This window comes from Streptomyces novaecaesareae (assembly GCF_000716875.1).
Taxonomy (GTDB): Bacteria; Actinomycetota; Actinomycetes; order Streptomycetales; family Streptomycetaceae; genus Kitasatospora; species Kitasatospora novaecaesareae.
Genome location: NZ_JNWQ01000011.1, coordinates 1 through 12,612 on the forward strand (window position 1 = coordinate 1; position 12,612 = coordinate 12,612).

Genomic DNA, 12,612 nt, shown 5'->3' on the forward strand with positions numbered 1-12,612 from the left:
GGGTGGGGGTGGCTGGCGGTGGCTGGGTGTGGGTGGGTGCTGCGGTGTGGGTGGCAGAGTGGGCGGCATGGACGACGAGGAGCTGGTGCGGGCGTGGCGGGCGGCTGAGGGGGAGCCGGGGGCGGTGCTGTTGGACGGCTTCCATGCGTTGAAGCACGCGCTGCGGTTCGGGGGTGACGTCCGGTGGGTGCTGACTGCGGATCGGGGCGCGCTGGCGGCGTTGGGTGCCGAGTTGGCGGGGGATGTGGTTGCGGCGGTTGATGCGCTTGCGGTGGAGCTGCCGGAGGTGGTGCTGCGGACGTTGGTGCCCCGGCTGCATCCGACGGGGGTGATCGCGTTGGCGGTGCGGCCCTCGGCGGAGGCGAACCTGGCGGCTTTGGGTGCGCGGCCGCGGCGGGCGCCGGTGGTGGTGTTGGAGAATCCGCGGAATCTGGGGAACGTCGGGGCGGTGATCCGGTTGGCGGCGGGGTTCGGTGCCACGGGGGTGGTGACCACCGGGGATCTGGATCCGTGGCATCCGAACGTGCTGCGCGGCAGTGCGGGCCTGCACTTCGCCACCGCCGTCGAGCGGCTGACCCTGCCGCAGCTGCCCGCGGGGCCGTTGTTCGTGCTGGATCCGGAAGGTACGGACATCCGGGACCTGCCGTTCCCGGACGATGCGCTGCTCGCCTTCGGCACCGAGCGGCACGGGGTTTCGGAGGAGCTCAAGGCGCGGGCCGACCGGCTGGTCGCGGTGCCGATGCAGCCGGGGGTGTCCAGCTTCAACCTGGCGACCAGTGTCGCGATGGGGCTCTTCCACTGGATGTCCGGGAAGCGGTGAGGCAGCGGAAAGGGGGAGGTGTCAGGAGAAGAGGCGGCAGCCGGGCGGGTGACGGCCCTCGCCCGGCCTTCGGCCGGGAGGTGACCTCAGGGCTCCCGGGTCAGTGCGGGATGGCGGGCGAGTACTCGGGGTCGGTCCAGGTCAGCGGGGTGGCGTCGGCGAGTTCGACCACCCCGGTGACGGCCAGTTCGACCATCCGCTCGGCGCCCGGGACGGCCTGCCGGGCCTGCTCGGACCAGTCGGTGCGGGCCTCGCCGGTGACCAGCAGCGCCCCGCCGGTCTCCCAGTCGGGCAGCAGCAGGCCGGCCCGCGGGTCCAGCTCCAGGTTGCCGAGGGTCAGGAACATGCTGTTGCCCGGGTACTCCGGCCAGCGCAGCCGGTCGGGCGCGACCGCCTCCAGGAAGCCGGGGAAGCCGCCTCGGTGGGAGGCGTCCACGCTGCCGTCCGGGCCGGTGGTGGCGATGAAGAAGGTGTCCGCGGTGGCCGCGGCCAGGAGCTGGGCGGTGGTCAGCCGCGGGCCGGTGGCGAGCGCGCGGGGCGGGCCGGCGGCCGGGCGGTCCAGCGGGGTGCGGCGCTGGATGTACTTCGGGCAGTTGGAGACCACCTCGTCGGCGCCGACGAGCAGCCCGCCCCGGCCGTCCGGGACGGAGCCGCCGTTGAGCCGCATCCGGCGGCGGCCGGCCGGGTCCAGGGCGATGGTGCCGACCCGGGCCGGGCGGGCCAGCGCCTCGGCCAGTGGATCGTCCCCGGCCGGGCGGGCGGCGACCGCCATGGTCCGCTCGTCCGCCGCCCGCAGGAAGCCGGCCGGGCCGGCCAGCTGGGTGGCCCAGACCCGGCCGTCCTGGTCGGCGGCGCCGACGACCAGCATCCGGCGCTCGGTCAGGAAGCGGGCGGCGACCGCGGGGATGGTGCTGCGGATCGACCGGCCGGCGTGGTCGGCCCGTTCGGTCCGGCCGGCCCGGGCCTGGGCGGTCCGCTCGCCGGCGTGGTACGGCGTGCTGATGGTGGTCATGGTCGGCTCCCCCCGGGGCTGGTCGGACGGCGGTGGTTAGAAGAAGCCGCAGGTCGGGGCGCCGGTGGTGGGGGCGGTGGCCTCGGTCTCGGCCACGCCGCTGCGGGTGTAGACCTCCAGCCGGATGCCGTCCGGGTCGGTGAAGAAGATGCCGCCGGAGGCGGAGCCCTCGCTGTGCGGGACGACGCCGTCGTAGGCGAACTCGGCGCCCAGCTCGCGCAGCAGCCGCTCGGTGGCGCGGACCTCGTCGAGGCTCTCGACCTCGAAGGAGAGGTGGTGCAGGCCGGGGTTCGCGGTGGCGAAGGTGCCGGTGCTCTGCTGCCAGAGGGTGACCACCAGGCGGCCGTCGCGGCCGAGCAGGGCGTAGCGGCGCTCGGGGTCGGTGCCCTCGTGGGTGATCTGGAGGCCGAGGACGGCGCGGTAGAAGTCGATCGAGCGCGCGAGGTCGGTGACGTTGAGGCCCACGTGGCCGGTCTGCAGGGTGCGGAGCAGGGTGGTGCTGGACATGCCTGGTCACTCCCGTGGGGCTGGGGCTTCCGGCGAGGCTGCTGCCTAACCGGTACTCATGAGAGTAGGAGTTAGGTGATGAAGCGTCAACCGGCATGAGGCGTTGAAGTGGTTAGGTCTGCGGAGGGGCCGACATGCGGAAGCCCCGCCGGACCTGATGGTCCGACGGGGCTCCTAGAGCGGGGTGGGGCGGTGGGGCTACGCCCACTCCCAGCGGATGCCGATGTGGCCCGGCTGCTGGTCCGGGGCCAGGACGTGGGCGCTCGCCGAGGCGCCGATCCACAGCTGCTCGCGGCGGTGGTCGACGTCGGCGCCCGGCTCGCGGTCGTAGCGCTCGCAGTGCGCCGGGACGGCCGCCGGGTCGAAGTGCACCTGGAGCACGTACTCGCGCACCGGGGTGGCGAAGCGGCGGCTGTACTCCAGCGTCGGGCCGCCCGGCGGGATCTCCACCTCGTACTCGAAGACGGTGCTGTCGCCGAGGCCGAGCGGGCGGTCCAGCATCAGCTCGGCGACGGTGAGCCCGACCTCCGGGCGGCGGCGCACCCGGCCCAGCCGGCCGTGCCGCACCGACGTGATCTCGGGGCAGCCGGTGGCCTCCTCGTCGGCCTTGTGCACGACCAGGCAGCGGCCGACGCCGCCGACGGTGGCGCGCACCACCTGGCGCATCCGCAGCAGGTTGGCGCGCCGCTCGCCGTCCACGTAGTAGGAGTCGTGGATGCTCAGGCGCTCCAGCTCGCCGGCCGGCGGGGCGTCCAGCTCGGCGAAGATCGAGGCGATCTCCTGCTCGCCCGGCCAGACGTCCTCCAGCCCGAGGTGCAGGGTGTTGGCGGTGGCGGCCCAGCGGCCGCGCGGGCGGGGCGGGCCGAGCAGCGAGGAGAGCGCGCTGTGCGGCAGGCCGAGCAGCTCCTCCAGCAGGTGGACGGCGCGCAGCGAGCTGGCCCGTTCGGGCTGGCTGCGGCCGCGCCGCCAGTAGCTCAGCGTCGTGACGCTGACCCTGACGCCGCGTTGGGCGAGGGCGGCGCGGATCCGGTCCAGGCTGAGGCCGCTGGCCTCGATGGCCAGGTGCAGGGTGTCCGCGAAGCCGCCGACCGGGGCGAGCCGGGTGGCGGGCGGAGCCGGTGCGGGGGCCGGTGCCGGTGCGGGTGCCGGGGCCGAGCCGGGCGCGGGCGGCCCCGGTCGGTCCGTATGCGATCCGACCAGCCGCAGCCGCGCGGCGTCCTGAGGTTGCTGTGCGGCCATACGGTGACCCTCCCCACCAGGTGCGTTCGGTGGGACCTGGCCGACGCCGGGGCGCGCCGCCTGCGGCTTCACCGAGCTTTGGGGAACCCTATGCACGGTCGAGAGGCTACGTCATCAGTCGTGCGTATGACAGTGGTCACGGCAGGTCGACCGGATGGTTATCGATCTTGAAACAGTCCGGAAACACAGGGCTTACCCGGGGCTCCCGGACGGGCGGCCCGCCGGGCGCGACACCGCCGGGGCGGGCCCTGACGGCGCCGCCCCGGCGGGGGTATCGGTGGTGCTACCTGGCGGTGATCAGCTGACGTTCAGCGCGAGGTCGTCGATCACGAAGCTGGTCTGCTGGGACGAGTCCTCGGTGCCGGTGAACTTGATGGTCACGGTCTGGCCGGCGAAGGAGGTCAGGTCCAGGGTGCGCTGTACGTAGCCGGCGGCGGCGTCCACGTTGGAGTAGGTCTTCAGCGTGGTGCTGTTGGCCTGGACGGTCAGCTTGTCGTACGCGGTGGTGCCGGTCTCCGCGGTGTCGATGTGCAGCCAGAAGGTCAGCTTGGCGGAGGCGCAGCCGGCCGGGATCGAGACGGTCTGCGACAGGGTGTCGGTGTGGGTCGAGCCGTAGCCGTTCAGCCAGGCCTTCCAGCTGCCCGAGTGGGCGGCCTGGGAGGAGCTGTTGTCGACGACGCCGCTGGAGGTCGTCCACGGGGCGGCGGTGCCGGTCTCGAAGCCGCCGTTGCCGATCAGCTGGGCGGCGGTGCAGCCGCCGGAGGGCGGGGTGGTGCTGCCGCCGAGCAGGGCGGTGGTCAGCGCGTCGGCGACCGGGGAGCCCCAGCCGGTGACCTGGTCGTAGCCGGCCTTGGCGGAGAAGTCCTGGTTGGCGCCGGTGGTCACGTCGTGGAAGGTGCTGCCGTAGCTGCTGCTGTTGGCGACGGAGTAGAGCCGGGGGCTCGCCTCGCCAAGAGCCGGCTGCCCGGCGGCCTTGGCCTTCTGGTTGAACTGGGCCGCGTAGCCGGACCAGAGCGGCGCGGCCGCGCTGGTGCCGCCGTAGACCTGCCAGCCGCCGGCCGTGTAGATCGCGAAGCCGCTCTGCGGGTCGGCGTTGGAGGAGACGTCCGGGACGGTGCGCATGGTGCCGCTGACGCCGGTGCCGGTCTGCCAGCTCGGCTTGGCGAACACGGTGGAGACGCCGCCGCCGGCGGTGCTCCAGGCGCTCTCCGAGGAGTAGGTGTTGCTGCTGGTGACCTTGAGGTTGGTGCCGCCGACGCCGGTCTGGTGCGGGCTGGAGGCCGGGAAGTCGACGGCCTTGACGGTGGAGCCGCTGGTGGAGCGGGTGCAGTCGCGGGAGCCGTCGTCGCCGGAGGCGGAGAAGATCGAGATGCCCTGGGCGGCGGCCTGCTTGAAGGCGTTGTCGACCGCGGTCATCGAGGCGGCGGTGGTGTCGGGCTCGCAGGAGCCCCAGGAGATCGAGATGACCGAGGCCCGGTTGTCGGCCACGATCTTGTTGGCCATGTCGATCTCGCCCTGGTCGCTGTTGGGGGCCTCGTAGACCAGCTGGGTGGCCTTGGGCGCCGCGCCGCGGACGATCTCGCTGTCGAGCTCGACCTCGCCCTGGCCCTGGCCGGGGGCGGAGTCGTAGCTGGCGCCGTCCACCGAGACGGTGGAGACGGCCGGGCCGGTCAGGCCGTACTGCGAGTCGTAGGTGGTCAGGTTCGAGGACTTGTAGCCGTCGAACTCCCAGAGGGCGACCGTCACGCCGGTGCCGTCCGCGCCGGTCTTGTTCAGGTTGTACGCGCCGGTGTACTGGGCCGGGGACATCCCGTTCGGGCTCGCGGTGGCGGCGTTCGGGGTGATCGAGTTCGGCTTGGCCAGGCGGTTCTTGCGCACCGCGTGGTTGTCCAGGCCGCTCACGCCCTGGACCACGGAGGCCAGGTCGGAGGGGATCGAGGCGGCGGCGTCGTTGGCGAAGAACGCGCGCTGCAGCTGCGGGTCGACGTACGCGCTCTCGTGGGTGCCGAAGGCCTGCGAGACCTGCGCGGAGCTGCCGTGGGCGCTGACCACCTGGCGGTTGGCGCTCACCTCGGTGACGGTCAGGCCCTGGGCGGCCAGGTAGGCCTTGACCTGCTCGACGTCCGCCTGGGTCGGGCCGAACTGGGTGGTGAACTGCTCCGGCGTCAGGTACTTGCCGAACTCCGGGGTGCCGGGGGTGGCCACCGCGGTGAGGAAGTGGTCCAGGGCGTCGGTGTTGCGCAGCTTCAGGCTGACGGCCACCGAGATCTGCTGCTCGGACGGGACGTCGCCCTTCTTCTCCGAGTGGGCCACCGCGGGGTTCACGGTGTTCGGGAGGGAGACGCGCGGTGCGGCGTTCGGGGTGGCGGCCTGCGCGGCGGAGACGCCGAGCGAGACGGCGGTCAGCGGCAGCACGGCTATCGCCGCGGCGAGAGCAAGGGAACGGGGGCGCAACGGATCCTCCTCTGGCCGGCTGTGGGGGCCGGCAAGGGGCCAGGCGTTCCGGGGTCGAGAACGCTGGCTCGAACATGACAGAACTCGTGTGCGATGTGGCTCATGATCAAGCAATTCGTTGCTAAAAAACAGTCAAGTGTGGAGAGCCGCAAACTCCCGGATTCCATACAGTGAATGACCGGAATTCCGGAGTCGGTCCATACCAATTCGCGATGCCGGACACGGACGTAGAATCGGCTGGAGCCGAGGGAGAACGATGACTGACGTGAAGGCAGACCCGAGGGACCCGCGACCGCTGATCGGCGAGCCGCTCGCGCTCGACCTGCTCAACACGCGCTGGGCCGGGACGCCCGTCAACGACCTGCTCGCCGAGCCGGACGGCTACGGGATCTGGCTCGCCTCGGCCGGCCTCGCGGACCGCTGCCGGACGGCCGACCCAGGGCTGACGGCCCTGCGGGAGACCCGTGAGGTGATCGCCGGCGCAGTCCAGGAGCTGTGCGGGAAGGGCGAGTTGGGAGCCGAGGCGGTGGCCCGGCTGAACGGCGTGCTGCGCCAGGGGCGGCTGCGCCGGGAGCTCGGCCCGGAAGGGCCGACCGAGCGCGTCGAGGTGGACCGGCCCGAGTGGCTCGCCTCCTGGCTGGCCGTCGACGACTTCCTGGACCTGCTGGACCGGGGCGCCCGGCGGATCAAGCAGTGCGCGCACGAGGCGTGCATCCTGTATTTCTTCGACACCTCGCAGAACGGGCGCCGGCGGTGGTGCCGGATGGCGGTCTGCGGGAATCGGGCGAAGGCCGCGCGGCACTACGAGAAGGCGCGGGGTTAACGGACGACCGAACGAATGGTCGGCGGACGCGGGGGTGGCGCCGCGCCCGCCGACGGTCGGTCAGGCCGCCCCGAGCCAGGTGGTGAGGGCGGTGCGGAGCTCGTTCTGGCCCGGGTCGACGCCGGCCCAGGCGACGTAGCCGTCCGGGCGGATCAGCAGGACGGTGTCGCGCAGCTTGCCGTGCGGGTCGGCGGGGGCGGCGGAGACCATGCGGTCCGCCCAGGGCTCGGCGGCGGCCAGTTCGTCGTTGCTGACGAGGACGAACACGCCGGCGCGCAGCGCCTCGTAGAGCCGCTCGGGGGCGGCCGGGGCGCCCTCGACGGGCTTGCTGAGGGCGGTCAGCCGCAGGTCCGGGACGCGCTTGCCGACCTGCGGGTGGGCGCCCTTGGGGGCCGGGTAGGAGAACTCGATGCCGGAGACCAGCCGGGCGCCGCGCTCGGTGACCAGGTCGAGGTGGCCGCCCAGCGCGGTGAGCGCCCCGCGCAGGGCGCGGGTCGGGGCGGACTCGGCGAGGGCGAGCCGGATCAGCGCGCCGGAGGTGCGCAGGACGGTCTTCCCGATCGGGTGCCGCTCCGTCTGGTAGGTGTCCAGCAGGGCGTCGGTGGCCCGGCCCTTGACGGCGGCGACGAGCTTCCAGGAGAGGTTGGCGGCGTCCTGCAGACCGGTGTTCATGCCCTGGCCGCCGGCCGGGGAGTGGCAGTGGGCGGCGTCGCCGGCCAGGAAGACCCGGCCGGAGCGGTAGTTGGGGACCTGCCGCTCGTCGCTGTGGAAGGTGGAGCTCCAGCGCACGTCGTGCAGGCCGTAGTCCTCGTCGAGGATGGCCCCGACGAGGGCGGTGAGCTGCTCCTGCGAGGGGGTGATGCCGTCCGGGAAGCGCTCGTTGCGGTCCCAGGCGATCACCCGGTACCAGCCGTCGCCGAACGGGGCGATGAACGCGAAGCCGGTCTCGTTGGCGCCGACGGTGATCGCCCCGGCGGGCTCGCGCTCCAGCCGGACGTCGGCCAGCACCACGGAGTCGACCACGGACTCGCCGGGGAAGGGGATGCCGAGCAGGTCGCGGACGGCGGAGTGGACGCCGTCGGTGCCGACCGCGTAGGTGGCGCGGTAGGCGTGGCCGTCGGCGGTCTCCAGGGTCACGCCGTCGGCGTCCTGGCGCAGCCCGGTCACCTCGGCGCCGCGCACGAGGGTCGCGCCGGCCTTCTCGGCGCGCTCCAGGAGCAGCCGTTCGACGTTGTACTGCGGGGTGATCAGCACGAACGGGAAGCGGGTGGGCAGCGAGCCGAGGTCGATGCCGAGGCGGTCGAACATCTTCAGCGCGCCGAGCGGCCGGCCGGTGGCGATCAGCTCGTCGGCCAGGCCCCGGGCGTCCAGCATCTCCAGGCTGCGGGCGTGCACGGCGAAGGCCCGGGTGAGGTTGGACTCGGCGGCCCGCTTCTCCAGCACGGTGACGCCGACCCCGGCGGCGGCGAGGTCGCCGGCCAGCAGCAGTCCGGTCGGTCCGGCGCCGACGATCAGGACGTCGGTTTCGGTCGTCGGCTTCACGGCCATGTATCAGCTCCCGTTGCTCTGAGGGCGGTTGGACGCCGTTCCCGGCGTTCTCCCAGCCTCCATCATCCCCGGGGCCCAGCGGCCGCGAACCGCCGGGCCCCGGCGGTGGGTGACCGCCGGGGCCAGTCGGGCCCGTCTCCGAACTCTCGCCTGCGGGGCGACGCCGGTGCACGCACCTCGCTGCGTTGTCGTCGGTCGCCCGATGCTCCGCATCGCCTCCCTCCTCCGCCTTGCGATGCACGCACCCCAACGCCGCCCCGCCCGCCCTCCGGGCGAACGACGGGAGTTCGGAGACGGGCCCGGGGGATGCCGGTACGAATCCTCAGCTGTGCCGGCGGATCTCCACCGTGCGGAACCGGTTGGCGACGAACGCGCCGTCGCAGTAGGCCGAGTTGGCGGCCGGGTTGGCGCCGGTGCCGTGCAGGTCGGAGAAGGCGGCGGTCTGGTTGGGGAAGACGCCGCCGGTGAGGTTGAGCGAGAGCGAGACGCCGGAGTCCAGCGCGGCCTCGACCAGCTGCGCCTCCACCTCGGGCGAGGTGGTGTAGCCGGAGGCCGTCATGGCGCCCTTCTCGCGGACCGTGGTGCGCAGCAACTCGACGCCGGCGGCGGTGGATTCGACGGCGACGGCGAAGGAGACCGGGCCGAAGCACTCGCTGCGGAAGACCGAGCGGTCGTCCGGCTTGTCGGCGTCCAGCTTGACCAGGGCCGGGGTACGGACGGTCGCGCCGGGGAACTCCGGGGAGGTCACCGTGCGCGGGGCGAGGACGAGTTCGCCGTACTCGCCGCCGGCCGCGGCGGCCGAGCGCTGCAGCACGCCCGGGTTGACCACGGCGCCGAGGATGGCGGCGGCGCGGGCGTCGTCGGAGAGCAGGCCCTCGATGGCGCCGGCGAGGTCGGCGACGACCTGGTCGAAGGACTTGTCGCCCTGGTCGGTGCTGATGCCGCCGCGCGGGATCAGCACGTTCTGCGGGGTGGTGCACATCTGGCCGCTGTAGAGCGAGAGCGCGAAGGCCAGGTTGCCCAGCATGCCCTTGTAGTCGTCGGTGGAGTCGATGACGACCGCGTTGACGCCGGCCTTCTCGGTGTACACCTGCGCCTGCCGGGCGTTCTCCTCCAGCCAGTCGCCGAAGGAGGTGGAGCCGGTGTAGTCGATCATCTTGATCTCGGGGCGGACCGCGAGGGCGGCGGCGACGGTGCCGCCCTCGTGCTCGGCGGCCAGGCAGACCAGGTTGGCGTCGAAACCGGCCTCGGCGAGCACCTCGCGGGCGATCCGGACGGTGAGCGCGAGCGGCAGCACGGCCCGCGGGTGCGGCTTGACCAGCACCGGGTTGCCGGTGGCCAGCGAGGCGAACAGGCCGGGGTAGCCGTTCCAGGTGGGGAAGGTGTTGCAGCCGATCAGCAGCGCGAGGCCGCGCGGGACGACGGTGAACTCCTTGGTCATCACCAGCGGCTCGCGCTTGCCCTGGGGCTTCGTCCAGCCGGCCTGCTTCGGCAGCCGGGTCTGCTCGGCGTACGCGTAGGCGACGGCCTCCAGGCCGCGGTCCTGGGCGTGCGGGCCGCCGGCCTGGAAGGCCATGCCGTAGGCCTGGCCGGTGGTGTGCATGACGGCCTGGGCGAACTCGTGGGAGCGGGCGTTGATCCGGTGCAGGATCTCCATGCAGACCGCGGCGCGCTCCAGCGGGGAGGCGGCGGCCCAGCCGGGGCGGGCGGCGGTGAGCGCGGCGATCAGCGCGTCCGGGCCGGCGTGCGGGTAGGTGATGCCCAGCTCGATGCCGTACGGGGAGGCCTCGCCGCCGACCTGGTCGCCGTCGGTGGGGTGGCCCGCCAGGGCGAAGGGGGCGCCGAGCAGGGCGTCGAAGGCGGCCTTGCCGTCCGCCGGGCCGCTCTCGCCGTAGGCCTTCGGGAACTCGGGGTAGGGCGACCAGTAGTCGCGCTTGGCGGCGGCGTCGAGCGCGGCGTCCAGGGTGGCCTGGTGGCGCTCGACCAGCTCGCTGACGAGGGGGTGGGTGACCGCTGCGGACATCTGTGCGCTCCTCAGAGGGGAGGACGGGACACGTCACAGAGTAACCGAACGATCGGTCGGCTCAAGAGGGTGCGGGCGGCAGGATCGCGCCGCAACGGCCGGAGGGCGCGTCCGTGGCGGACGCGCCCTCCGGGGCTACGGCTGATCGGGCTTGCCGCTGATCCGGGTGACCCGGGTTTACGGCTGGATCCGGGTTTACGGCACGCCCAGCTCGAAGATCACGTACCCGGCGTACCAGCCCGAGGCGACCGCGCCGGTGCCCAGCACCGTGGCCAGCACCGGCCAGCTCAGCTTGCGCATCCCGATCGCCAGCGCGATGAACAGCGGGAACGCGGGCAGCAGGTAGCGCGAGACGTTGCCGAAGATGCCGAGGCTGCCGAGCACCGAGACGATCGTGGCCAGCGTGTAGGCGGTCAGCACCAGCGGCGGGCGCAACCGGACCAGCAGCACGATCAGCACCGGCAGGGTGAACACGATCAGGGTCGCGAGGAGGTCCGGCACCGGGAAGGCGAAGGGGTAGTCGCTGCGCCCCAGCACCACCCCGCGGATCGCGTGCCAGGTGCCCTGGCCCCAGTCGAAGTAGTGCAGCCAGGCGTCGTGCTGCAGCCGGAAGTAGCCGCCCCACTCGCCCGTCCTCCAGCCCACCCAGCCGACGTAGCCGAGCAGGCCGATCGGGGCCAGCAGGATCGCGGCCAGCGGGCGCAGCACGCCGCTCTCCCGCCGGTACAGCTCGACCAGGGCGGCCAGGCCCACCGCGCCTATCAGCGCCGCCGCGGTCGGCCGGTTGAGCCCGGCGACCAGGGTGATCGCCCCCGCCGTGACCCACTGCTTGGTCATCACGCAGTAGCAGGCCCAGGCGGCCAGCGCGACGAAGGTCGAGTCCGAGTACACCGCCCACTCGGCGCCCGAGCCCGGGGCGATCGCCCAGATCCCGGCCGCGATCACACCGGCCCGTACGTCCCCGGACAGCTTCTCCACCACCGCGTAGATCCCGGCGGCGGCGAACAGCGAGGCCACCACCGAGACCAGCATCCCCGCGCCGTACAGGCCGAGGCCGGTGACGTCCGAGGTCAGCCGCATCAGGCCCGGGTACAGCGGGAAGAAGGCGGCCGAGTTCTGCTCGATGTTGAAGCCCTCCGGCCCCGCGATCGGGACCAGCGCCGGGTGGTAGCCGAACTGGGCCACCTGCTGGTACCACCAGCCGTCCCAGCTGGCCGGCACGTCCCACGGGTTGGCGCCGCCGCCGAACCGGGCCGGCTTCTTGGCGTAGTCGCCGGCGAAGGAGAGCAGCTTCATGAAGACGGTGAAGCCGATCAGCTTGAGCACGGCGTAGCACCACACGGCCGGGCCGAAGCGGACGACCAGCGCGCGGGCGCGGTCCAGCAGGCCGTGTGAGGCGTCCTGCGGGTCCTCGCTGCGCTGCTCGGGCACATCGGAGGCGACTGCCGGTATTGCGTTCATCAGCCGTGGACCCCAGCCTGCTGGACATGGACGGATCGTCCGCAGATTCTAGGGCTTCGCTCCCGCGGCCGGTGTGGACCAGCCGGACCCGATCGCGTACCGCGCGGGGCCGCCGGGGATACTCGGAGGATGGCCGATCACACCACGCGCACCGCCTACACCGTGGAGTCACTGCTCGCGGTGACCGTCGACGTGTTCAACGAGCGCGGCTACGACGGCACCTCGATGGAGGACCTGTCCCGGGCCGCCGGGATCTCCAAGTCCTCGATCTACCACCACGTCCGCGGCAAGGAGGAGCTGCTGCGGCTGGCCGTGGGGCGGGCGCTGGACGGGCTGTTCGCGATCCTGGCCGAGCCGGCCGCGGTCGGGGGCCCGGCGGTGGAGCGGCTGGAGCACGTGGTGCGGCGCACCGCGGAGGTGCTGCTGGCGGAGCTGCCGTACGTGACGCTGCTGCTGCGGGTGCGGGGCAACACGGCCACCGAGCTGTGGGCGCTGGAGCGCCGACGGGACTTCGACCACCAGGTCGCCGAGCTGGTGCGGGCGGCCGTCGCGGACGGCGCGCTGCGCGCGGACGTGGAGCCGCGGCTGGCCACCCGGCTGCTGTTCGGGATGATCAACTCGATCGTGGAGTGGTACCGGCCGGGGCTGAAGGCCGCCGACGGGGTCGCGGACGCGGTGGTGCACCTGGCCTTCGACGGGCTGCGGGCGCGGTAGCCGTCTGGCGG

Annotated in this window: 10 protein-coding genes; 3 read left to right on the forward strand and 7 right to left on the reverse strand. The window is 73.1% G+C overall.

Annotation, left to right across the window (positions count from 1 at the left end):
• The first annotated feature begins 67 nt into the window (after positions 1 to 67).
• Positions 68 to 820, forward strand: coding sequence for a TrmH family RNA methyltransferase (locus tag OP86_RS06115; RefSeq protein WP_030055556.1), 753 nt, complete (start codon positions 68 to 70; stop codon positions 818 to 820).
• 100 nt (positions 821 to 920) lie between these two features.
• On the opposite strand, the gene OP86_RS06120 is transcribed toward OP86_RS06115, so the two are convergent.
• The 4 genes from OP86_RS06120 to OP86_RS06135 form a co-directional block, all read right to left on the reverse strand.
• Complete coding sequence (locus tag OP86_RS06120; protein ID WP_030255310.1) at positions 921 to 1,832, reverse strand: pyridoxamine 5'-phosphate oxidase family protein; 912 nt, start codon at positions 1,830 to 1,832, stop codon at positions 921 to 923.
• Positions 1,833 to 1,868: 36 nt separating this feature from the next.
• Positions 1,869 to 2,339, reverse strand: coding sequence for a VOC family protein (locus OP86_RS06125; RefSeq protein WP_030055554.1), 471 nt, complete (start codon positions 2,337 to 2,339; stop codon positions 1,869 to 1,871).
• 198 nt (positions 2,340 to 2,537) lie between these two features.
• Positions 2,538 to 3,578 carry a hypothetical protein gene (locus OP86_RS37390; protein WP_078588429.1) on the reverse strand — a complete coding sequence of 347 codons (1,041 nt, stop codon included), beginning with the start codon at positions 3,576 to 3,578 and terminating at the stop codon, positions 2,538 to 2,540.
• Between the two features lie 297 nt (positions 3,579 to 3,875).
• Positions 3,876 to 6,032: a protease pro-enzyme activation domain-containing protein gene (locus OP86_RS06135; protein ID WP_078588430.1), complete on the reverse strand. Its 2,157-nt coding sequence runs from the start codon at positions 6,030 to 6,032 to the stop codon at positions 3,876 to 3,878.
• Positions 6,033 to 6,288: 256 nt separating this feature from the next.
• Between OP86_RS06135 and OP86_RS06140 the strand changes: the two genes are divergently transcribed.
• On the forward strand, positions 6,289 to 6,855 hold the full coding sequence (locus tag OP86_RS06140) for a CGNR zinc finger domain-containing protein (protein WP_030055551.1): 567 nt from the start codon (positions 6,289 to 6,291) through the stop codon (positions 6,853 to 6,855).
• Positions 6,856 to 6,915: 60 nt separating this feature from the next.
• Here OP86_RS06140 and OP86_RS06145 read toward each other — a convergent pair whose 3' ends face one another.
• From OP86_RS06145 to OP86_RS06155, 3 genes are all read right to left on the reverse strand, one after another.
• Positions 6,916 to 8,403, reverse strand: coding sequence for an FAD-dependent monooxygenase (locus OP86_RS06145; RefSeq protein WP_030055550.1), 1,488 nt, complete (start codon positions 8,401 to 8,403; stop codon positions 6,916 to 6,918).
• Positions 8,404 to 8,725: 322 nt separating this feature from the next.
• Positions 8,726 to 10,426: a phenylacetic acid degradation protein PaaN gene (gene paaN / locus OP86_RS06150; RefSeq protein WP_030055549.1), complete on the reverse strand. Its 1,701-nt coding sequence runs from the start codon at positions 10,424 to 10,426 to the stop codon at positions 8,726 to 8,728.
• A 195-nt stretch (positions 10,427 to 10,621) separates the two neighbouring features.
• Positions 10,622 to 11,887 (reverse strand): glycosyltransferase family 39 protein, encoded by a 1,266-nt coding sequence (locus OP86_RS06155; RefSeq protein WP_078588431.1) that lies wholly within the window; start codon positions 11,885 to 11,887, stop codon positions 10,622 to 10,624.
• A 129-nt stretch (positions 11,888 to 12,016) separates the two neighbouring features.
• Between OP86_RS06155 and OP86_RS06160 the strand changes: the two genes are divergently transcribed.
• Complete coding sequence (locus OP86_RS06160; protein WP_030055547.1) at positions 12,017 to 12,601, forward strand: TetR/AcrR family transcriptional regulator; 585 nt, start codon at positions 12,017 to 12,019, stop codon at positions 12,599 to 12,601.
• Positions 12,602 to 12,612 lie beyond the last annotated feature (11 nt).